This is a genomic window from Streptomyces sp. NPDC058326, from assembly GCF_042879855.1.
In the GTDB taxonomy this organism is placed as follows: domain Bacteria; phylum Actinomycetota; class Actinomycetes; order Streptomycetales; family Streptomycetaceae; genus Streptomyces.
In genome coordinates this window covers 139,312-160,371 of sequence record NZ_JBHVZO010000010.1, presented here as the reverse complement: position 1 = coordinate 160,371, position 21,060 = coordinate 139,312, and the positions used below count along the sequence as shown (strand labels likewise).

General features: G+C 73.0%; 24 protein-coding genes and 1 riboswitch. Of the genes, 10 read left to right on the top strand and 14 right to left on the bottom strand.

The genetic code is table 11. From position 1 onward, the window contains the following. Positions 1-10 precede the first annotated feature (10 nt). The 10 genes from purB to bioB form a co-directional block, all read right to left on the bottom strand. A complete protein-coding gene (gene purB / locus ACFVYX_RS20145; protein ID WP_389682745.1) occupies positions 11-1,453 on the bottom strand; it encodes an adenylosuccinate lyase in 1,443 nt (480 codons plus the stop codon). 142 nt (positions 1,454-1,595) lie between these two features. Continuing rightward, entirely contained in the window at positions 1,596-2,378 is a 783-nt protein-coding gene (locus tag ACFVYX_RS20140) for an SGNH/GDSL hydrolase family protein (protein WP_389682744.1), read from the bottom strand. Positions 2,379-2,470: 92 nt separating this feature from the next. Continuing rightward, entirely contained in the window at positions 2,471-3,490 is a 1,020-nt protein-coding gene (locus ACFVYX_RS20135) for a hemolysin family protein (RefSeq protein WP_389682743.1), read from the bottom strand. Continuing rightward, positions 3,487-4,830: a hemolysin family protein gene (locus ACFVYX_RS20130; protein ID WP_389682742.1), complete on the bottom strand. Its 1,344-nt coding sequence runs from the start codon at positions 4,828-4,830 to the stop codon at positions 3,487-3,489. The genes ACFVYX_RS20135 and ACFVYX_RS20130 overlap by 4 nt, the downstream gene beginning before the upstream one ends. Before the next feature lie 200 nt (positions 4,831-5,030). Next, positions 5,031-5,456, bottom strand: coding sequence for a GNAT family N-acetyltransferase (locus tag ACFVYX_RS20125; protein ID WP_389682741.1), 426 nt, complete (start codon positions 5,454-5,456; stop codon positions 5,031-5,033). 163 nt (positions 5,457-5,619) lie between these two features. Further along, on the bottom strand, positions 5,620-6,291 hold the full coding sequence (locus tag ACFVYX_RS20120) for a class I SAM-dependent methyltransferase (protein ID WP_389682740.1): 672 nt from the start codon (positions 6,289-6,291) through the stop codon (positions 5,620-5,622). A 10-nt stretch (positions 6,292-6,301) separates the two neighbouring features. Beyond that, a complete protein-coding gene (locus ACFVYX_RS20115) occupies positions 6,302-6,646 on the bottom strand; it encodes a VOC family protein (RefSeq protein ID WP_389682739.1) in 345 nt (114 codons plus the stop codon). Positions 6,647-6,683: 37 nt separating this feature from the next. Next, on the bottom strand, positions 6,684-7,430 hold the full coding sequence (gene bioD, locus ACFVYX_RS20110) for a dethiobiotin synthase (protein ID WP_389682738.1): 747 nt from the start codon (positions 7,428-7,430) through the stop codon (positions 6,684-6,686). Positions 7,431-7,447: 17 nt separating this feature from the next. Continuing rightward, on the bottom strand, positions 7,448-8,668 hold the full coding sequence (locus ACFVYX_RS20105) for an adenosylmethionine--8-amino-7-oxononanoate transaminase (RefSeq protein WP_389682859.1): 1,221 nt from the start codon (positions 8,666-8,668) through the stop codon (positions 7,448-7,450). Between the two features lie 65 nt (positions 8,669-8,733). Beyond that, positions 8,734-10,023, bottom strand: coding sequence for a biotin synthase BioB (gene bioB, locus ACFVYX_RS20100; RefSeq protein WP_389682737.1), 1,290 nt, complete (start codon positions 10,021-10,023; stop codon positions 8,734-8,736). Between the two features lie 143 nt (positions 10,024-10,166). On the opposite strand from bioB, the gene ACFVYX_RS20095 reads away from it, so the two are divergent. Both ACFVYX_RS20095 and ACFVYX_RS20090 read left to right on the top strand, forming a co-directional pair. Beyond that, entirely contained in the window at positions 10,167-11,354 is a 1,188-nt protein-coding gene (locus ACFVYX_RS20095) for an 8-amino-7-oxononanoate synthase (protein ID WP_389682736.1), read from the top strand. A gap of 191 nt (positions 11,355-11,545) precedes the next feature. Then, a complete protein-coding gene (locus tag ACFVYX_RS20090; RefSeq protein WP_389682735.1) occupies positions 11,546-11,983 on the top strand; it encodes an ATP-binding protein in 438 nt (145 codons plus the stop codon). A gap of 172 nt (positions 11,984-12,155) precedes the next feature. On the opposite strand, the gene ACFVYX_RS20085 is transcribed toward ACFVYX_RS20090, so the two are convergent. The 3 genes from ACFVYX_RS20085 to ACFVYX_RS20075 form a co-directional block, all read right to left on the bottom strand. After that, a complete protein-coding gene (locus ACFVYX_RS20085; protein ID WP_389682734.1) occupies positions 12,156-12,632 on the bottom strand; it encodes a C40 family peptidase in 477 nt (158 codons plus the stop codon). A gap of 2 nt (positions 12,633-12,634) precedes the next feature. After that, a riboswitch (cyclic di-AMP (ydaO/yuaA leader) is annotated at positions 12,635-12,817 on the bottom strand. 339 nt (positions 12,818-13,156) lie between these two features. Further along, a complete protein-coding gene (locus ACFVYX_RS20080; protein WP_389682733.1) occupies positions 13,157-13,462 on the bottom strand; it encodes a hypothetical protein in 306 nt (101 codons plus the stop codon). A gap of 7 nt (positions 13,463-13,469) precedes the next feature. After that, on the bottom strand, positions 13,470-14,093 hold the full coding sequence (locus tag ACFVYX_RS20075) for an ATP-dependent Clp protease proteolytic subunit (protein ID WP_389682732.1): 624 nt from the start codon (positions 14,091-14,093) through the stop codon (positions 13,470-13,472). Positions 14,094-14,151: 58 nt separating this feature from the next. On the opposite strand from ACFVYX_RS20075, the gene ACFVYX_RS20070 reads away from it, so the two are divergent. Continuing rightward, positions 14,152-14,430 (top strand): type II toxin-antitoxin system Phd/YefM family antitoxin, encoded by a 279-nt coding sequence (locus tag ACFVYX_RS20070; RefSeq protein WP_389682731.1) that lies wholly within the window; start codon positions 14,152-14,154, stop codon positions 14,428-14,430. 84 nt (positions 14,431-14,514) lie between these two features. On the opposite strand, the gene ACFVYX_RS20065 is transcribed toward ACFVYX_RS20070, so the two are convergent. Then, positions 14,515-15,540, bottom strand: coding sequence for an ABC transporter permease (locus ACFVYX_RS20065; protein ID WP_389682730.1), 1,026 nt, complete (start codon positions 15,538-15,540; stop codon positions 14,515-14,517). 107 nt (positions 15,541-15,647) lie between these two features. Here ACFVYX_RS20065 and ACFVYX_RS20060 point away from each other — a divergent pair, with 107 nt between their 5' ends. From ACFVYX_RS20060 to ACFVYX_RS20030, 7 genes are all read left to right on the top strand, one after another. Next, positions 15,648-16,337 (top strand): TetR/AcrR family transcriptional regulator, encoded by a 690-nt coding sequence (locus tag ACFVYX_RS20060; protein WP_389682729.1) that lies wholly within the window; start codon positions 15,648-15,650, stop codon positions 16,335-16,337. A gap of 160 nt (positions 16,338-16,497) precedes the next feature. Next, a complete protein-coding gene (locus ACFVYX_RS20055) occupies positions 16,498-16,800 on the top strand; it encodes an urease subunit gamma (RefSeq protein WP_389682728.1) in 303 nt (100 codons plus the stop codon). A 13-nt stretch (positions 16,801-16,813) separates the two neighbouring features. Further along, positions 16,814-17,164 (top strand): urease subunit beta, encoded by a 351-nt coding sequence (locus ACFVYX_RS20050; protein WP_389682727.1) that lies wholly within the window; start codon positions 16,814-16,816, stop codon positions 17,162-17,164. Further along, positions 17,157-18,878 (top strand): urease subunit alpha, encoded by a 1,722-nt coding sequence (locus tag ACFVYX_RS20045; protein WP_389682726.1) that lies wholly within the window; start codon positions 17,157-17,159, stop codon positions 18,876-18,878. Before ACFVYX_RS20050 ends, ACFVYX_RS20045 begins: the two co-directional genes overlap by 8 nt. After that, positions 18,878-19,546 carry an urease accessory protein UreF gene (locus tag ACFVYX_RS20040; RefSeq protein WP_389682725.1) on the top strand — a complete coding sequence of 223 codons (669 nt, stop codon included), beginning with the start codon at positions 18,878-18,880 and terminating at the stop codon, positions 19,544-19,546. Before ACFVYX_RS20045 ends, ACFVYX_RS20040 begins: the two co-directional genes overlap by 1 nt. Positions 19,547-19,566: 20 nt before the next feature. Then, entirely contained in the window at positions 19,567-20,244 is a 678-nt protein-coding gene (gene ureG / locus ACFVYX_RS20035; RefSeq protein ID WP_389682724.1) for an urease accessory protein UreG, read from the top strand. Further along, on the top strand, positions 20,241-20,984 hold the full coding sequence (locus tag ACFVYX_RS20030) for an urease accessory protein UreD (protein ID WP_389682858.1): 744 nt from the start codon (positions 20,241-20,243) through the stop codon (positions 20,982-20,984). The genes ureG and ACFVYX_RS20030 overlap by 4 nt, the downstream gene beginning before the upstream one ends. Positions 20,985-21,060: the final 76 nt, after the last annotated feature.

Sequence of the window (21,060 nt, the reverse complement as noted above, 5' to 3'; positions counted from 1 at the left end):
GGCTTTCCGGTCAGAGGATCGCTCCGGGGGTGTAGGCGGCGGCCTCCGGGTGCTGCTTGAGGATCTCCTCGATACGGGAGACCACCGACGCGACCTGGTCGGCGGCGGCGCCCGTGAAGGACAGCTTGTCCGCCATCAGCTCGTCGAGCTGCGCACGGTCCAGCGGAATGCGCTCGTCGGCGGCCAGCTTGTCGAGGAGCTCGTTCTGCACGGTGCCCTGCTCGCGCATGGCGAGGGCGGAGGCCACGGCGTTCTCCTTGATGGCCTCGTGGGCGACCTCACGGCCGACCCCGGCGCGGACGGCGCCCATGAGGACCTTGGTGGTCGCCAGGAAGGGAAGGTAGCGGTCGAGCTCACGGGCGACGACGGCCGGGAAGGCGCCGAACTCGTCGAGCACGGTGAGGAAGGTCTCCAGGAGACCGTCGAGCGCGAAGAAGGCGTCGGGCAGCGCGACCCGGCGGACCACGGAGCAGGACACGTCGCCCTCGTTCCACTGGTCGCCGGCCAGCTCGCCGGTCATCGAGGCGTAGCCGCGCAGGATGACCATGAGGCCGTTGACGCGCTCGCAGGAGCGGGTGTTCATCTTGTGCGGCATCGCCGAGGAGCCGACCTGGCCGGGCTTGAAGCCCTCGGTGACCAGCTCGTGGCCCGCCATCAGGCGGATCGTCTTGGCGATCGACGAGGGGGCGGCGGCCAGCTGGACGAGCGAGGTGACCACGTCGTAGTCGAGCGAGCGCGGGTAGACCTGGCCGACCGAGGTGAACGCGTGCGCGAAGCCGAGGTGGCCGGCGATCCGCTGCTCGAGCTCGGCCAGCTTGCCGGCGTCGCCGCCGAGCAGGTCCAGCATGTCCTGCGCGGTGCCGACGGGGCCCTTGATGCCGCGCAGCGGGTAACGGCCGAGGAGCTCCTCCAGGCGGCCGTACGCCACGAGCAGCTCGTCCGCCGCCGTTGCGAAGCGCTTGCCGAGGGTGGTCGCCTGGGCGGCGACATTGTGCGAGCGGCCCGCCATGACCAGCTCCGCGTACTCGGCGGAGAGCTTGCCGAGCCGGCCGAGGACGGCGACCGTACGGTCCCGCATCAGCTCCAGGGAGAGCCGGATCTGCAGCTGCTCGACGTTCTCGGTGAGGTCGCGCGAGGTCATGCCCTTGTGGACGTGCTCGTGGCCGGCGAGGGCGTTGAACTCCTCGATACGGGCCTTCACGTCGTGCCGGGTGACCTTCTCGCGCTCGGCGATGGAGCCGAGGTCGACCTGGTCGAGCACGCGCTCGTAGTCGGCGAGGGCGGCGTCCGGAACCTCGATCCCGAGGTCCTTCTGCGCACGCAGCACGGCGAGCCACAGCTGACGCTCCAGCTTCACTTTCTGCTCGGGGGACCAGAGGACGGCGAGCTCCGCGGAGGCGTAGCGGCCGGCCAGAACGTTGGGGATGCGGGGCTTCGCAGTCACAGCAGTCACAGGGACAGATTCTACTGGCGGTTTCTGCAGGCCAGCGCCACGGTCCGGACTGGAGCTTGCTACGAGACGCAGCTCACGCGCGGTCGGGAGCGCGACGGACCGCGCGGGCGCAGGGCCACGTGGGGCCGGGGCCCCGTGACTCCTACGGGCCCGCCGGCCCCTCGTACGGCAGCAGATCCGGGCGCTTGGGCGCGCGGCCGTCGCCCGACGAGCGGCCGGTCAGGCGCCGTCCGATCCACGGGCCCAGGTGCTCCCGGGCGAAGCGGGCGTCCGCGACCCGGCGGCTCGCCCAGCCGGGCGGGGGAGTGGGGGGCAGCGGCGCGCGCCAGTCCTCCTCGGGAGCCAGGCCGAGCGCCTGCCACACGGCCTCGGTGACCCGCCGGTGCCCGTCGGCCGTCAGATGGAGCCGGTCCACGTCCCAGAGCCGGGGGTCACCGAGAGACGGGGCCCCGTACAGGTCGACGACGAGGGCCCCGTGCCGGGCGGCGAGCTCGTCGACGTGTGTGAAGAGCTCCTCCATCCGGGGGCGGAAGCGTTCCATCACGGGGCCGTTACGGCCGGGGCTGCGCATCAGGACCAGCTGCCCGCAGGAGGGGGCGAGCCGTTCGACGGCCTCGGTGAGGAGCCCCCGGACCCGTCCCATGTCGACCTTGGGCCGCAGGGTGTCGTTGAGCCCGCCGACGAGCGTCACGACGTCCGCCTTCATCGTGGCGGCCGTCTCGACCTGCTCCTCGACGATCTGGCCGATGAGCTTGCCGCGTACGGCGAGGTTGGCGTACCGGAAACCGGGGGCGCGGGCGGCCAGGCGGTCCGCGAGCACATCCGCCCAGCCCCGGTAGGACCCGTCGGGCCTCAGGTCCGACATGCCCTCGGTGAAACTGTCGCCGAGGGCGACGAAACTGTTGTATGAGGCATTGATCTCCATGACGGAGCGATCATACCGTGCGGTATGCGCGGGTGCCGTGGCGCGCGGGAGGGCCCCGGGAACACCCGGGGCCCTCCCCTTTCCTACGGGCGTCACGGCGCCGACGGGCGGCCCACCAGCTCCCGGAGGACGTCCTCCATCGACACGAGCCCGGCCGGTTTGCCGTCCTCGTCGAGCACGGCAGCCAGGTGCGTCCGGCTGCGGCGCATCGCGGTCAGGACATCGTCCAGCGGCGTGGCCGCCCGGACCCGGGCGATCGGCCGCAGCGCGCTCACCGGGAACGGCAGATCGCGAGGGGAGGCGTCCAGGGCGTCCTTGACGTGCAGATAACCGAGGATCCGGCGCTCCGCGTCGAGCACGGGGAAGCGCGAGAAGCCCGTGTGCGCGGACAGCGCCTCCAGCTCCTCGGGAGTGGTGCCGACCCGCGCGTACACCACCTTCTCCGCCGGCATCACGACATCCCGCACGGGCCGCCTGCCGAGGACCAGGGCGTCGTGCAGCCGCTCGGCCGCCCGGTCGTCCAGGAGGCCGGCGTCACCCGCGTCGGTGACCATCCGGGCCAGCTCGTCGTCCGAGAACGTCGCCGAGACCTCGTTCCTGACCTCCACCCGCAGCAGCTTGAGCAGCGCGTTGGCGAAGGCGTTGATCGCGAAGATCACCGGACGCAGCGTCCGCGCGAGCGCCACGAGCGGCGGCCCGAGCAGCAGCGCCGTACGCGTCGGCTCGGCCAGCGCGATGTTCTTCGGCACCATCTCGCCGAGCAGCATGTGCAGATACGTGGCCACGCTCAGCGCGATCACGAACGAGATCGGGTGGACCAGACCGTGCGGCACGCCGACCGCGTCGAAGAGCGGTTCGAGCAGGTGCGCCATGGCCGGCTCGGCGACGATGCCGAGCACCAGGGTGCAGAGCGTGATGCCGAGCTGCGCCGCGGCCAGCAGCGCGGAGACGTGCTCAAGACCCCAGATGACACTGCGGGCCCGGCGGTCGCCGGCCTCCGCGAGCGGTTCGATCTGGCTGCGGCGGACCGAGATCAGGGCGAACTCGGCGCCGACGAAGAAGGCGTTGACGATCAGGGTGAGCAGACCGATCAGCAGCTGGATCGCGGTCATCGGCCGGCCTCCCCGGTCTCGTCGGCGGTGGCGCCCGTCGTGGGCGCGTGCAGCAGCACGCGCGCGGCGCGCCGGCCCGAGGCGTCGACGACGTCGAGCCGCCAGCCGCCCAGCTCGACGCTGTCGCCGACGGCCGGGATGCGGCCCAGCTCCGTCGCGACGACGCCCGCGAGCGTCTCGTACGGACCGTCCGGCACCCGGAGGCCGATGGCCCCCACCTGGTCCGTACGGGCCGCGCCGTCGGCGGACCACAGCTCGCGGCCGTCCGCGTCCTCACCGGCCCGTGCCAGGTCGGGCGTCTCGTGCGGGTCGTGCTCGTCGCGGACCTCGCCGACGACCTCCTCGACGATGTCCTCCAGGGTGACCACCCCGGCGGTGCCGCCGTACTCGTCGATGACGACGGCCATCGTCTGCTTCCCGGACAGCCGGTCCAGCAGCCGGTCCACGGTGAGCGTCTCGGGGACGAGGAGCGGTTCGCGCAGCATCTCGCCGATCCGGCGGCGCGGGCGCTCGTGGGCCGGTATGGCGAGCACGTCCTTGATGTGGGCGATGCCGACGACCGCGTCGAGGCTGCCCCGGTAGACGGGGAAGCGGGAGAGGCCGGTCGCGCGGGTCGCGTTGGCGACGTCCTCGGCGGTGGCCTGCACGTCGAGGGCGGTGACCTGGACGCGGGGCGTCATCACGTTCTCGGCGGTCAGCTCGGACAGGTTGAGGGTACGGACGAAGAGCTCGGCCGTGTCCGCCTCCAGGGCGCCCTCCTTCGCGGAGTGCCGGGCGAGTGCCACGAGCTCCTGCGGGGAGCGCGCGGACGCCAGCTCCTCGGTCGGCTCCATGCCCAGGCGGCGCAGGATCCTGTTGGCGGTGTTGTTGAGGTGGCTGATCAGCGGCTTGAAGCCAGCGGTGAACACCCGCTGGGGCGTGGCCACCACCTTCGCGACGGCGAGCGGCGAGGAGATCGCCCAGTTCTTGGGGACCAGCTCGCCGACGACCATCAGGACGACGGTCGACAGGGCGGTGCCGATGACGAGGGCCACGGAGGAGGCGACCGTGGGGGACAGGCCGACGGCCTCGGCCGGGCCCCGGATCAGCTTCGCGACGGAGGGCTCGGCGAGCATGCCGACCACCAGGTTGGTCACGGTGATGCCCAGCTGGGCGCCGGAGAGCTGGAACGTCAGCGATCGCACGGCCTTGAGAGCGCCGGCCGCCCCGCGCTCGCCGCGGTCCGCGGCGGCTTCGAGTTCACCGCGCTCGACCGTGGTCAGCGAGAACTCGGCCGCGACGAACGCGCCGCACGCGAGGGAGAGGAGGAGCGCCAGAAGGAGCAGAAGCACTTCGGTCATCGGTTCACCTCCGTCCCATGATCAGTCAGGGCGGAGAGGATCGCTCGATGTCGGTCGGCGAAGCGGGTGCTGTCGGAACCAGTGCTACTGGGAGGCTCGCCCATGGGCGGACGCTCACACCTTTCGGTCGTCAGGATGATGAGCAACCATGGTAAAGGACGGGCAAAACAGGGTGATGCCCTGGACCGGGCGCCCCCCGTTCACGCCGTGAGCGGCTTCACCCAGCGGCGCCAGTGTTCCTCACGCTCGTACCCGGCGGCCGTCCACACCCGCTGCCCGGTCTCGTTCGCCTCCAGGACCATCGCGTCCGCACGCCGCCCGCCGAGGGCGGCGAGGCGCTCCTCGGCCGCGCGCAGGAGCGCGGTGGAGATGCCGCGCCGACGGTGGGCGGGCAGTACGGCGAGCCGGTAGAGGGAGGCGCGCCAGCCGTCCCATCCCGCGATCACGGACCCCACGATCAGGCCGTCGGCCAGGGCCAGGATGAGCGCCTCGGGGTCACGCTCGACGAGCCGGGTCACCCCGTGGACGTCGTCGGAGACGGACTTCCCCTTGGCGGACTCGCTCCAGAAGGCCAGGACGGCCTCGACGTCGTCCCGGGTGGCGGCTCGTATCTGAAGATCGGTCATGGCCGGATCCCATCACGCGGGGCCGAGCCGCTGCCACGGAGTTCCGAGTGGCGGGACGACCGGGCCCGCCACGGCCCGCGCCCTGCCACGGCCCGCGCCCTGCCGCGGGACCCCCGGGGCCCCGCCGCCGGACCGCCGCCGCCCGCTGCCGGCCCCCCCGCCCCTACCGCCTGGCCACTCCCAGCACACACGGCGACGACGGCAGGCGCGGTCCCTTCTCCGGGACGTCGAAGGAGCGGTACGGCCCGAGGACGAATCCGGCTGCCTCGATCGACGCGAGCGGGGCGCGGGAGGTGTGGCAGCCGCCGAAGAGCAGCGGCCAGACCGTGCGGTCGAGACCCCGCTGCACGCGCGCGAGCCCGGGCGTCTCCGCCGCGCCGTGCTCGAAGAAGCGGAGCTCGCCCCCGGGCCGCAGGACCCGGTGCAGCTCCGCGAGGCTCTGCGGCACGCTCCGCACCGTGCACAGGACGAGCGAGGCCACCGCCGCGTCGAAGGAGGCGTCCTCGAAGGGCAGCGCCTCGGCCGTGTCCGGCAGCACGGCCACCGGTACGGCGGCCCGCCGCGCGCCCTCCTGGGCCAGCCGGCGCAGCCGGGCCTCCGGCTCGACGGCCACCACCTCGGAGACCTCTGCCGGGTAGTGCGCGAAGTTCAGACCGTTCCCCGCCCCGATCTCGACGACCCGGCCGGAGAGCCCGGCGAGCAGCTCCGCGCGCAGGTCACCGAGGCCGCCCCTGGTGTCGGCCGACACGCTGAACCTGGCGTAGAAGCGGGCGAACAGCGGGTGGTGCACGCGGGGTGAGCGAGGACCCGGCCGTACCGGGCGAGGCGGTGTCATCGGAACCGCCTCAGCCCGTCACGAAACAGAACTCGTTGCCCTCCGGGTCCCGCATCACCTGGAAGGCGCCCTGCTCGTCCTTCACCAGGTCGCCGACCCGGGACGCGCCCAGGGGAAGCGTCTCGTCGGCGGCCTGTCCGGGATCGGGCACCTCCAGGTCGAGATGGACCCGGTTCTTCACCGCCTTGCCCTCCGGCACGCGCTGGAAGGCGAGCCGGACGAACCCGGGCGGGTCCACGTACGACCAGTCGCCGCTCCGGTCGACCGGAGCACCGCCGAGGAGCTCCGCCCAGAAGCGGACGAGGGCGGCCGGATCGGCACAGTCGAACACGATCTCCTGCACGGAAGCACGCATGCTCCCAGCCTACGGAGTCACCGCCCCGACGGTCCTCTCATCGAGCGGGTGCGGGGGCCCCGAAAGCCGGCGTGAACCGCTCCCCGAACGCCTCCGCGTCCCATGTGCCGCCCAGGGCGGGGCCGAGCCAGCCGCCCGCCGCCGCCCGGAAGTCCCCGGGGTCGAGCGACCCGGACCCCTCCGGTACGGCCCCGAGAAGCGGTGCGCCCGCCGCCTCCGGCAGGTCCGCGAGATTGCAGCGTGCCGCCAGGTCCGGCTCCGCGGGCCAGCTGCCGACCACGACGCCCAGCTGCTCGATCCCGCGGGCGCGCAGCGCCTCGGCCGTCAGGGCCGTCGAGTTGAGCGTGCCGAGACCGGCCGGGGCCACCACCAGGACCGGCGCGCCGAGCAGCGCGGCCGCGTCCGCGAGCGTGCCGCCCTCCGCGTCGAAACGGACGAGCAGCCCGCCCGCCCCCTCCACCAGGACCAGGTCGTGCTCGGCCGCCAGCTTCCGGGCCGCCTCGGCGACCTCCCGGGGTCCGACGGGGGCCAGCCCCGCCCGCCGGGCCGCCGTACCCGGAGCCAGCGGCTCCGGGAAGCGGCCCAGCTCGGCGGAGCCCACGGCGCCGGAGAGCCGGACGACCTCGTCGGCGTCGCCGCGCTCGTCCGGTCCGACACCCGTCTGCGCGGGCTTCAGGACGGCGACCGAACGGCCGGCCGCCGTGGCGACAGCGGCCACCGCCGCGGTCACGACCGTCTTGCCGATCTCCGTACCCGTACCGCTGACGACGACGATTCCCACCATTGCTCCCGTTCTTCCGTTCAGCCCGCCGCCGCCGCCGCGCGTACGGCGGCGCAGATCCGGGCCAGGTCCTCGTCGCCCGTCACATACGGCGGCATCGTGTAGATCAGGTCCCGGAACGGGCGCAGCCACACGCCCTCCCGGACCGCCGCGCGTGTCGCGGCCACCATGTCGACCGGGTGGTCGAGCTGGACGACACCGATCGCGCCGAGCACCCGGACCTCGCGCACACCGGGCAGGTCGGCGGCCGGGGCGAGCCCCTCCCTGAGCCCGGCCTCGATCCGCTTGACCTCGACCTCCCAGTCCTGGGAGAGCAGCAGGTCGATCGAGGCGAGGGCCACCGCCGACGCCAGCGGGTTGCCCATGAAGGTCGGCCCGTGCGCCAGGACCGGGACCTCGCCGCGCGAGATCCCGTCGGCGACCCGGCTCGTGCAGAGCGTCGCGGCCATCGACAGATAGCCGCCGGTCAGCGCCTTGCCCACGCACATCACGTCGGGGGAGATCCCCGCCTGGCCCGCGGCGAACAGGGTGCCCGTCCGCCCGAAGCCGGTGGCGATCTCGTCGAGGACGAGCAGCACGTCGTGCGCGTCGCAGGCCTCCCGCAGCACCCGCAGGTACTCCGGGTCGTGGAAGCGCATCCCGCCCGCGCCCTGCACCACCGGCTCCACGACGACCGCGGCCAGCTCGTGGGCGTGCTTCCCGATCTCGGTCCGCAGCAGCTCGGCGTACGACTCCTCGTACGCGGCCGGCGGGGCGTCCACGAACACCTGCCGCTGGAGGACGCCCGTCCACAGCTCGTGCATCCCGCCCTCGGGATCGCACACGGACATCGGCTGCCAGGTGTCCCCGTGGTAGCCGCCGCGCCAGGTGAACAGCCGCCGCTTCTCCGGGCGGCCAAGGGAGCGCCAGTACTGCAGGCACATCTTGACCGCGACCTCGACGGAGACCGAGCCCGAGTCGCTGAGGAAGACGTGCCGCAGCGGCTCGGGGGTGATCTCGACGAGCCGGGCGGCGAGCCGGACGGCCGGCTCGTGGGTGAGCCCGCCGAACATGACGTGACTCATCCGCTCCAGCTGGCCGCGGACCGCCTCGTTGAGCACGGGGTGGTTGTAGCCGTGGATCGCCGACCACCAGGAGGACATGCCGTCGACCAGCTCGGCCTGCCCCTCGGAGGGTTCGGCGAGCCGCAGGCGTACGCCGGACGCGGACTCCACGACCAGCGGGTCCGTACGTCCCGGCATGGGCCCGTACGGATGCCAGACGTGCGCCCGGTCCAGGGCGAGGAGCTCGCCGCCGCGCACCGCCGTCACGCGTTCGGCGCCAGGTCCGTGCCTGCACCCCGGCGCCGCACGGCCACCAGGTCGGTCCGGGCGCCGTTCGCGGCGGCAGCGGTCTCCGGCTCCCCGGTGTCCCGCGCCCCGGTGGCGGCGGGCGTCCCGTGCCCGCCGCAGGGGCCGCAGCCGCCGGAGTGCGAGCCGCAGCCCGCGCCCTCCTCCGCGCCCCCCGCCGTCTCCGCGGCCGGACCGCAGCCCGCCGACGCGGCGGAGCCACAGCCGCCGCCCGCCGCGGCGGCGGCCTCCGCGAGCGCGTCCGCGCGGTGCTTGGGCAGCGTGGTCGTCCCCGCGCCCTCCACCTCGAAGCCCGCGTCCGCGATCATGTCCAGGTCGGCCTGGCCCGCCTGGCCCTCGCTCGTCAGGTAGTCGCCGAGGAAGATCGAGTTGGCGATGTTCAGCGCCAGCGGCTGCATCGAGCGCAGGTGCACCTCACGTCCGCCCGCGATCCGGACCTCGACGTCGGGGCAGACGAACCGCACCATCGCCAGAATCCGCAGACAGCGCTGCGGGGTGAGGTTCCACTCCTTGGCAAGCGGCGTGCCCTCGAAGGGGATGAGGAAGTTGACCGGCACCGAGTCCGAGTCCAGCTCGCGCAGCGCGTACACGACGTCGACCAGGTCCTCGTCGGACTCGCCCATGCCCGCGATCAGACCCGAACAGGCCGACAGACCGGCGGCGTGCGCCTTCTGCACGGTGTCCACCCGGTCGGCGTAGGTGTGGGTCTTGGTGATCCCCCCGTACGTCGCCTCCGACGTGTTGAGGTTGTGGTTGTACGCGTCGGCGCCGGCGTCCCGCAGCCGCTCCGCCTGACCGTCCGAGAGCAGACCGAGACAGGCGCACACCTCGACGCCCTCGTTCTGCTCCTTGATGGCCTCGATGGTCTTGCCGACCCGCTCCACGTCCCGGTCCGTCGGACCGCGCCCGCTCGCCACCAGGCAGACCCGCTTCGCGCCGCCCGCGACACCCGCCGCCGCGGCCTGGGACGCCTCGTCCGGCTTCAGCCAGGTGTACTTGAGGATCTCGGCCTTGGAGCCGAGCCGCTGCGAGCAGTACGAGCAGTCCTCGGGGCACAGCCCCGACTTCAGGTTCACCAGGTAGTTGAGCTTCACCCGGCGCCCGAACCACTGGCGGCGCACCTTGCCGGCCGCCGCCACCACATCGAGCAGTTCGTCGTCGGAGGTCGCCAGGACGGCGAGCGCTTCTTCACGGGTCGGCAGCTCGCGCCGCAGCCCCTTCTCCACCAGCGTGTTCAGCAGGTCCATAAGCGCTGATCCTTACCTACCGCCCACCCCCCGGCCAAGGAGGAACCGAACAAACGCCCCCGATAGAGGTGTGTGGATGACCACATCCCGACCTCGGGATCCGCCGGTTAGGGTCTGTGCGCTGCCTACAAAAGGATCGCCGCATGCCACAGGCCGACGACGCACGGGCCGCGGGCCCGCGCCGTACCGCGTTCGACTGGACCGACGCCGAGGCGCGCCGCCGGGCGGAAGCCGGTCTGGTCCGGTCGCTGCGCCCCCGGGCGGCCGAATCGGAGCTGCTCGACCTGGCGAGCAACGACTACCTCGGCCTCACCCGCAGGAGCGAGGTCACCGAGGCGGCGGCCGAGGCCGCAAGGCGCTGGGGCGCGGGCTCCACCGGCTCACGGCTCGTCACCGGAACCACCCGGCTGCACACCCGGCTCGAGCGTGAACTCGCCGAGTTCTGCGGCTTCGAGGCGGCCCTCGTCTTCTCCTCCGGCTACACCGCCAACCTCGCCGCGCTCACCGCGCTCGGCGGCCGGGACGCCCTGATCGTCTCGGACGCCTCCAACCACGCCTCGATCGTCGACGGCTGCCGCCTCGCGCGCGCCGAGACGGCCGTGGTCCCGCACACCGACCCCGAGGCCGTACGGAAGACCCTCGACGCGCATCCGGGGCGGCGGGCCCTGGTCGTCAGCGACTCGGTCTTCTCCGTCGACGGCGACAAGGCGCCGCTGCCGGAGCTGGCCGCCGCCTGCCGTGCGCACGGCGCCGGACTCGTCGTGGACGACGCCCACGGTCTCGGCGTCCTCGGCGAGGGCGGCCGGGGCGCCCTCCACGAGGCCGGGCTCGCGGGCGACGAGGACGTCGTGGCCACGCTGACCCTGTCCAAGTCCCTCGGCAGCCAGGGCGGTGCCGTCCTCGGCCCGGCCCGGGTGATCGAGCACCTGGTGAACGCGGCCCGGACCTTCATCTTCGACACGGGACTCGCCCCGGCCGCCGCGGGCGGCGCGCTCGCGAGTCTCCGGCGGCTCGTCGCCGAACCGGGCCTCGCAGGGCGGGCCCGTACCGTCGCGACCACGCTGCACGGGCTGCTCACCGGGGCGGGACTCACCGCGGCCCGGCCCGACGCGGCCGTCGTCTCGGTGCGCGCGCCCTCCCCCGAGGCGGCGCTGCGCTGGGCGGCGGACTGCAGGGACCGGGGCCTGGTCGTCGGCTGCTTCCGGCCCCCGTCCGTACCCGACGGCATCTCGCGGCTGCGCCTCACGGCACGCGCCGATCTGACGGACGCGCAGATCGAGCGGGCGGTGGAGACGATCCTGGCGACCGCGCCCGCGCTCGCGCGGGACTGACGGCGGGCGGGGCTCCGACTTCGGGGCCCCGCGCGGCCCAAAGACGTTTCCTGGCAGCAGAGTTCACCGCTTCGGGCGACAGATGGGGACATATCTTGGCGGAACGCGGCGCGGCGCAGCACGATCGGTGGCACTCTGACGCGAAGCGCGATCCGGGGCAGTGGCTCCGGCGGGAAAGGGACAGCGTCGCCATGGCAGATCACCTGGAAGCATCCGTCACGCTGCCGAGCGACCCCGCCTCGGTCCCCACGGCCCGGCGGTACGTCGCCGACGTCCTCACCGGCTGGGGTCTCGACGGCGCGGCGGAGACCGCCGACTCGATCCGCCTGATCGTCTCCGAGCTGGCCACCAACGCCGTCCTGCACACCCTCGGCCTCTCGCCCACCTTCACGGTGGACGTCCGTCTGGAGCGCGAGGAGCGGCTCCACATCGGCGTCACCGACAGCCATCCCCGGCGGCCCCGCCGCCTCCCGGCGGCGGTCCAGCAGGACAACGGCCGGGGCCTGGTCATCATCCGCGTCCTCGCGGCGGAGGCGGGCGGCCGCCTCTCGGTCACCCCGACCGCGGACGGCGGCAAGACGGTCTGGATCACCCTCCCGTGGGTGCCGGTCCCGGTCGCCAGCTGCTGACGGACGCTCCCCTGACGGAGCGCCGGCCACCTGACGCGATGTCATGAGGGGTACGGCGGCGCCACCGCCCCCCTCACGAACGGACCGTCACCACCGGCGGCTCACCGGGCCGGGCGCCGTATCAGGCGTCGCGAGCCCGGCCTGACCGGCGGGAGGCCCTATGGCCGTCGGCTCACCGGACGCGGCCGTAATAGACCTTCGACGACCAGATCTTGTCGAGCTTCACCCAGGAGCCCGTCTTGGGCGAGTGCCAGATCTTGCCGCTGCCGGCGTAGATGCCCACGTGGTAGACCCTCCCCCCGGAGTGGAAGAAGACCAGGTCACCCTTCTGCCTGCCGGAGGCGGAGACGTGCCGGGTCTTGTTGTACTGCTGCTGCGCGGTGCGGGGCAGCGACTTGCCCGCCTTCTTGTACGCGTAGAGCGTCAGACCGGAGCAGTCGAACCTGGAGGGCCCGGTGCTCCCGTACCGGTACGGGGCTCCCTTCTTGGACGCGGCGACGCTCAGTGCCTTGTTCGCGTGCGTGGTGGCTGCCTGTGCCTCCGAAGCCGCTCCTGGTGCGAGCAGCGTGCCGCCGACGGCGGCGAGGGTGAGAGCCGAGACGGCTCCGGCCCGGGACAGCAGGGACGGGACGTGCATCTGCGCGGTCATGCGCAACCCTTCGTCAGCCGCCTGTGAAGGATGACCTGTCGGGTTCGGGCAGGCGAAGATGCCCGGCCGCTTGCGCGGCTTCACCCCAAGGGACGGCCCCGCTGCCGAAACAGCGCGTCCGTCCCGTAAAAATCGGGTCCTCCACTCCTGCCGAACCAATCCTGTCGACCAGACGTCCGGGACAGCGGCAGGACTCGGCGTCCGCCCGGACCGCCCCGCCGCGGCGGCGGGGGCTTGTCGTCGACAGGGATCTTGACCCACGCACCGGTCGAAATCCGAGCTGAAACGGCGATATGTGAGGCTCCTCACGACTGATCCGTTCGGGTGGACAGGACGCTTTCCCGATCTTCGGAGGTTTGGCCAACGAGCCCCGCACCAGGGGTGGAACGACCCATTCCGCCAGATGCGTACATCTGCAGCGCAACTCACCCGGGACATATGTCGACTCGTCTACTAAGCCGAACGGGGGAGTGATTCTGCGGCGCGCGTCGGCCGTACGGACCTCTACACGACATGCCGGAATGTCAACTCGCCCGGGGCTCCTGGACGGTGACGCGACCCGTCCTGCGCTCCCCGTCCAACACCCGCAGGGCGCGCGCCAACGTGTCCGCGTGGACCTCGGCCTCGCCCCGTATATGCATGAGCGTCAGGGCCTGTCGCAGCGCCTCCGCCCGCCCCACCAGGGCCTGGGCCGCGCGCAGCGCACCATAAGTATGCGTGCCCCTGGATGGATTGATCTTCCCGAGGAGGTCGACGACTTCGAGGTAGGCGTCGACGAGTTCGCCCTCGGCGCGGGTCAGGGCGGGCAGCGGCGGCAGCTCGGGGACCACGGCCGGCTCACCGTGCCGGGGCGCCGGCGGCCGCGCGCCGGCTGCTGATCACATGGTCCACCAGGCCGTACGCGACGGCCGCGGGGGCGTCCAGGACGGTGAGGCGGTCGAGGTCGGCGTCGATCCGCTCACGGTTCTGTCCCGTGTCCTCGGCGAGCATCCCGGCCATCAGGGAGCGGAGCCGGAGGAGTTCGCGCGCCTGGAGGTCGAGGTCGCTCGGCTGCCCCCGCAGCGGCTCCTCCATCGCCGGCTGACGGAGCGTGACCCGGGCGCCGGGGAGCATCATCCGCTTGCCCGGGGTGCCGGCGGCGAGCAGGAGGGCGGCGGTGGACGCGGCCTGGCCGAGGCAGGTCGTCCCCACGTCGCAGTGGAGCGAGCGCATCGTGTCGTAGATCGCGGTCATGGCGCTGACCGAGCCGCCGGGGGAGTTGATGTAGAGCGAGACGTCCTGGTCGGGTGCCGCGTGGTCGAGATACAGGAGCTGGGTGATGACGTCGTTGGCCGCCGTCTCGTCGATCGGTGTGCCGAGGAAGACGATCCGGGACTCGAGGAGCTTGGAGTAGGGGTCGAGGGTCCGGGTTCCGAAGCTGGTCCGCTCCGTGAATTCGGGCAGGACGTGGCGAGCGTGCATGACAGGCACCTCCATCTGTAAAAAATGTACAGGACGTACAGGCCGTAAGATGGGGAGCATGACCTACGAGATCCCGGTGACGCAAGCGAGGGCTGAGCTCGCCGACCTGATCAACCGCGTCGTGTACGGCGGGGAGCGCGTCGTCGTCACCCGTCACGGGAAGCCGCTCGTCGCCCTGGTGTCCGCCGCTGACCTGGAGGAACTCGAGGCGGCGGAGAAGCCCGCCGACGAGCAGGTGATCAGCTCGGTCTCCGGCTTCCACTCGTTCGACTCCGCTGCAGGCGAACAGGGCCGCTTCGGCCTCGCCGCCCGCCACCGCGAGCCCGGCGCCTCCTGACGGCCTCCCTTTCAGGGCGTACGAGAAGAGCCGCGTGCCCCCGTCCGTCAGGGCGGGGGCATGCGGCCGTCTTCGGGGCGGGGCTCAGCCGGCGGGTACCGGGGCGGGGTGCGGGCCCGGTCGGTCCGACCGGGTCCCGAGCGCGGTCGCGGTCAGTCCCGCCACCGCCCAGAGGGTGAGGACGAGAAGCGGAGCGCCGGCGGCTGCCCCCTCGAAGGAGGAGACGGAGCGGAGCGCCGCGCCGCCGGCGCCCGGCGGCAGCCACTGACCCAGCGTGCCGATCCCGGCCGGCAGGAGCTCCGGGGCGCTCGACATCCCCGAGAACGCATTGCCGACCAGGATCGTGAGTACCGCTCCGAGACCGAGGCCCGGCTTGCCCAGGAGGGCGGCGAGTCCCGCGAAGGTCGCGCCGATCGCGAGCACGGTCAGGCCGAGGACCCCGGCACCGGCCCACCAGTTCCCGCCGAGCGCCCCGAGCCAGCTGCCCGCGACGGCCGCGCCCACGAGCCCCGCGAGGGCCGCCGCGCCCACCAGGGCCCCCGTCGCGTGGGCACCGCGCAGGCCGAGCAGGACGACGGCGGCCCCGGTGGCCGCCCCGACGATGGCGAGGGGCAGCAGGCTCGCTCCGAGCACCGCGCCCCGCGGGTCTCCGGCAGGGGCCGCGACCACGTCCGTGACGGGGACGGCCGCGCCGCCCGGCGCCCGCGCGGCCACGGCCTCGCGCAGCAGTCCGGCCACGACCGGGCTCGCGGCGGAGGCGGTGAGCAGCTCCGTGCCGCCCGGGGTGACGACCACCGCGCCGTACACCTCCCGGTCCTGGACGGCCGCGCGGGCCGCGGCGCCGTCCTCGTACCGGTGGATCTCGAAGGCTCCCTCGCGCCGGCCGAGCTCCCGCTCCACGGCCTCGGCGGCCGCGGCCGGCCCGGCCACGCCGACGGGCAGGTCGCGCGGGGCGATGCGGGCGGCCGGCCAGGCGAAGGTCCAGAGGAGGAGGGCGGCGACGGTCGGAATCAGCATCAGTACCGCGAGGGTTCTGCGCCCGGCGGCGCCGGTGCGGGGCGCGGTGCCGGAGCGGGCGGTGGCGCCGGTGGGGGCGGTGGCGGTGGGCATGGCGACCTCCGGGTCCTATAGAGAAGGATCGTTCGTTTTCATTGAGCCACACTGTCCGCCGCCTGGCGGAGGTTGTCAAGAATGAATATTCGTTTTAGGTTCGGGGCATGGCACGTGTCTCCCAGGAACACCTCGACGCCCGACGGCGCCAGATCCTCGACGGAGCGGCCCGCTGCTTCGCCCGCAACGGCTTCCACGCCACCTCCATGCAGGACGTCCTCGGCGAGGTGGGCCTCTCGGCGGGCGCGGTCTACCGCTACTTCCGCGGCAAGGACGACCTGATCGCGGCCATCGCGGGTGAGGCCTTCGCCGGCATCCGTCTGGCCTTCGTGGAGGCCTCGAAGTCGACGCCGCCGCCCACCCCCGACGTCCTCCTCGGCGGGGTGCTCCGGCTCTTCCTGGCGGAGCGGATCCCGGGCGCGGACCGGCAGGCCTTCGCGCGTCTGATCATCCAGGTCTGGACCGAGACCCTGCGCAACGAGGAGCTGGCGAAGACGCTCTCCGAGGGCTACGACGGGATGCGCGCCGCCTGGGGAGAGCTCGTCGTCGCCTACCGCGCGAGCGGCCTCCTGCGCGCCGACGTCCCGGTCGACCATGTGGCGCGCACCCTCATCGCCACCGCCCAGGGCTTCATCGCCCAGCAGGCGCTCTTCGGTGACGTGTCGTTCGACATCCTGGAGGACGGGCTGCGCGGCCTCATGTCCATGTCCCTGCCCGCGGACGGAGCCGCGGACGGAGCCGCGGACGGAGCCGGAGGGAGAGCGGTCGGCCCGGACTCCTCCGAGCCCGTCCGATGATCATGGAAACGCAAAGGCGCAGTTAACGAGCCGGAAAAACTTCCGCCCTAACGTGCAATGTCTGACCGTCTGCCGCATCTCGGCAGCTCAACACCGTGTTGACGGTCGGTAGGGTCCGCAGCTGTCCGGGTGTCCCGGACGACGACTGTGAGGTGGAAGAGTGCAACTGAGCCCGCACGAACAGGAACGCCTGCTCATCCATGTGGCGGCGGACGTGGCCGAGAAGCGCCGGGCCAGAGGAGTGCGGCTCAATCACCCCGAGGCCGTCGCGCTCCTCACCTCCCACATCCTGGAGGGTGCCCGGGACGGCCGTACCGTCGCCGAGCTGATGGCCTCCGGACGCAAGGTGCTCACCCGCGAGGAGGTCATGGACGGCATCCCCGAGATGATCCACGACATCCAGGTCGAGGCCACCTTCCCGGACGGCACCAAGCTCGTCACCGTCCACGACCCGATCGTCTGACGGGCCGGCGCCGATGATCCCCGGAGAGATCCTGTACGCGGACGGTCCCGTCGCCCTCAACGAGGGGCGCCCCGTCACGCGCCTGACCGTCCTCAACGCCGCCGACCGGCCCGTCCAGATCGGCTCGCACTACCACTTCGCCGAGGTCAACCCCGGCCTGGAGTTCGACCGGGCCGCCGCGCACGGGAAGCGGCTGCACATCGCCGCCGGTACGGCCGTCCGCTTCGAACCGGGCATCCCCGTCGAGGTCGAGCTCGTGCCGATCGCCGGCCTCCGGATCGTGCCCGGTCTGCGCGGCGAGACGGCCGGACCCCTCGACATGACCGACACCACCGCACCGCACCAGGACGGCGACCATGCCTGACCTCCACCGCGCCGTCCACGCCGACCTCTTCGGCCCCACCACGGGCGACCGCGTCCGGCTCGCCGACACCGATCTCCTCGTCGAGATCGAGGAGGACCGCAGCGGCGGCCCCGGCCGCGCCGGCGACGAGGCCGTCTTCGGCGGCGGCAAGGTCATTCGCGAGTCCATGGGCCAGGCCCGCACCACCCGCGCCGAGGGCGCCCCCGACACCGTGATCACCGGCGCCCTGGTCATCGACCACTGGGGGATCGTCAAGGCCGACATCGGCATCCGGGACGGCCGGATCACCGCGCTCGGCAAGGCCGGGAACCCCGACACCATGGACGGCGTCCACCCCGACCTCGTCATCGGCCCGGAGACCGAGATCATCGTCGGCAACGGCAGGATCGTCACCGCGGGCGCCGTCGACGCCCACGTCCACTTCATCTCGCCCACCGTCGTCGAGCAGGCCCTCGCCACCGGCGTCACCACCCTCGTCGGAGGCGGTACGGGACCGGCCGAGGGCACCAAGGCGACCACCGTCACGCCCGGCCCCTGGCACACGGCCCGGATGTTCGAGGCCCTGGACACCTTCCCCGTCAACATCGGTCTGCTCGGCAAGGGCAACACGATGTCCCGGGACGCCATGCACTCCCAACTGCGCGGCGGCGCCCTCGGGTTCAAGATCCACGAGGACTGGGGCGCGACCCCGGCCGTCATCGACGCCTGCCTGTCCGTCTGCGAGGAGACCGGCGCCCAGCTCGCCATCCACACCGACACCCTGAACGAGGCGGGCTTCGTCGGCGACACCCTCGCCGCCATCGCCGGGCGCACCGTCCACGCATACCACACCGAGGGTGCCGGAGGCGGGCACGCCCCCGACATCATCACGGTGGTCTCCGAGCCGTACGTCCTGCCCAGCTCCACCAACCCGACCCGGCCGCACACCGTCAACACCCTCGAGGAACACCTCGACATGCTGATGGTCTGCCACCACCTCAACCCGGCCGTCCCCGAGGACCTCGCCTTCGCCGAATCCCGCATCCGGCCGTCCACCATCGCCGCCGAGGACGTCCTCCACGACCTGGGCGCGATCTCGATCATCTCCTCCGACTCCCAGGCCATGGGTCGGATCGGAGAAGTGATCATGCGGACCTGGCAGACCGCCCACGTCATGAAGAAGCGCCGCGGAGCCCTGCCCGGGGACGGCCGGGCCGACAACCACCGGGTACGCCGTTACGTCGCCAAGTACACGATCAACCCGGCCGTCGCCCAGGGCATGGACCACCTCATCGGCTCGGTCGAGCCCGGCAAACTCGCCGACCTGGTCGTCTGGGAGCCCGCCTTCTTCGGCGTGAAGCCCCTCCTCGTCGTCAAGGGCGGTCAGATCGCCTACGCGCAGATGGGCGACGCCAACGCCTCCATCCCCACCCCCCAGCCGGTGCTGCCCCGCCCGATGTTCGGCGCGCTCGGCAGGGCCGCGGCGGCCGGCTCGGTCAACTTCGTCGCCGGGGCCGCGATCGAGGACGACCTGCCGCGGAAGCTCGGCGTCCACAAGGAGTTCGCCGCCATCCGCTCCACCCGCCGGGTGACCAAGGCCGACATGCGCGAGAACGACGCCCTTCCCCGGGTCGAGGTCGACGCCGACACCTTCACGGTGACCATCGACGGCGAGGCGGTCGAACCCGCTCCCGCCGCCGAACTGCCCATGGCCCAGCGCTACTTCCTCTTCTGATGACGACCTCCCGATCAGCCCTTCTCGTCCTCGCCGACGGGCGCTTCCCCGCCGGCGGGCACGCCCACTCCGGCGGCGCCGAGGCCGCCGTCAAGGCCGGCCGCGTCAAGGACGCCGCCGACCTCGAGTCCTTCTGCCGGGGCCGCCTGCACACCACCGGCCTCACCTCGGCCGGGCTCGCCGCGGCCGCCGCGCTCGGTCTCGACCCGTACGAGCTCGACGCGGCGGCCGACGCCCGCACCCCCTCACCCGCCCTGCGTGCCGTCGCCCGCAGGCTCGGCCGCCAGCTGATGCGGGCCGCTCGCGCCACCTGGCCGAGCCCCGAACTCGACGCGCTCGCGGCCAGGTTCCCGCGCGGCGCCCACCAGCCCGTCGTCCTCGGCGTCACCGCCCGCGCCGCCGGGCTCGGCCCCGAGGACGCCGCCCACTGCGTCGCGTACGAGGCGGTCGGCGGCCCCGCCACCGCCGCCGTACGCCTGCTCAGCCTCGACCCCTACCAGGCCACGGCCGTTCTCGCGCGCCTCGCGCCCGAGATGGACGAGGTCGCCGAGCGCGCCGCGGCCGCCGCCCGGCTGGGGACCGACGCCCTCCCCGCGGCCTCCGCACCGCTGCTCGACCTCACCGCCGAACAGCACGCCGCCTGGCCCGTCCGCCTCTTCGCATCCTGAGAACCACTGGAGTCGACCCCATGCACCTCGATCACGGTCACACCCACCACGGCGCCGTCTCCGCCGACGCCCGCCGCCCCGACGGGACCCGCAGGGCCCTGCGCATCGGACTGGGCGGCCCCGTCGGCTCCGGCAAGACCGCGACCGTCGCCGCCCTCTGCCGCGAACTGCGCGACACCCTCTCGCTCGCCGTCGTCACCAATGACATCTACACCCGCGAGGACGCCGAGTTCCTCCTCCGCAACGCCGTCCTGCCGCCCGAGCGCATCCGGGCCGTCGAGACCGGCGCCTGCCCGCACACCGCCATCCGCGACGACATCTCCGCCAACCTCGAAGCCGTCGAGGAGCTCGAGGAGGAGGGGGGACCGCTCGACCTGATCCTCGTCGAGTCCGGTGGTGACAACCTCACCGCGACCTTCTCCAAGGGACTCGTCGACGCCCAGATCTTCGTCATCGACGTCGCCGGCGGCGACGACATCCCGCGCAAGGGCGGGCCCGGCGTCACCACCGCGGACCTCCTCGTGATCAACAAGACCGATCTCGCGCCCTACGTCGGCTCCGACCTGGCGCGGATGGCCCGTGACGCCAAGGAGCAGCGCGGCGAGCTGCCCGTCGCCTTCACCTCGCTGCGCGCCGAGGACGGCGTCGCCCCGGTCGCCGGCTGGGTCCGTGCCCAGCTCCGGGCATGGACCGCGTGAGCCTGCGCGCCACCGCCCGGATCACCGCCGCCGACGACGGGGGACTGCCGCTCCTCGTCAGCGACGGACCGCTCGCCCTGCGCCGTACCAGGGCCGCGGGACCGTACACCCGGGTCACCCTCGTCGGGGCGATGAGCGCCCCGCTCGGCGGCGACCGGCTGGCCGTGGAGACCGAGGTACGGGACGGGGCCCGGCTCCTGGTCGACGCGGCCGCCGCGACCCTCGCCCTGCCGGGCCGGAGCGCCGAACCCGCCGCGTACGACGTCCGGATCGGCGTGGGGGAGGAGGGCGTCCTGCGGTGGCTGCCCGAGCAGCTGGTCTCCGTCGACGGCTCGCACCTCCGGATGCGTACCGTCGTCGAGCTCGCCCCCACGGCCCGCCTGGTACTGCGCGAGGAGCAGATACTCGGCCGCCACGGCGAACCGCCCGGCACGCTCGTCACCCGCCTCACCGTCCGCCGTGCCGGACGTCCCCTGATCGACCAGGAGCTGGCCTTCGGGCCGGACGCGCCCGGCGGCTGGGACGGCGGCGCGGTCCTCGGCGGTCATCGGGCCACCGGTCAACTCCTCGTCGTCGAACCGGCGTTCGCGGAGAAGCCGGTGGAAGCCCGGCTGCTCGGGGAGGGCGCCGCCATCACCCCGCTCGCGGGCCCCGCCGCCCTGGTCACGGCCGTCGCCCCCGACGCCCTCGCCCTGCGCCGCCTGCTCGACGCCGCTCTGTCCGAACTCGCGCCGTTCTGACCGATTCTGTGGCGCCTCCGTGGAGCCTTCGCGAGGTCACCGCTCAGCGGTACACCCTTCACCGGTTATTGGTTCG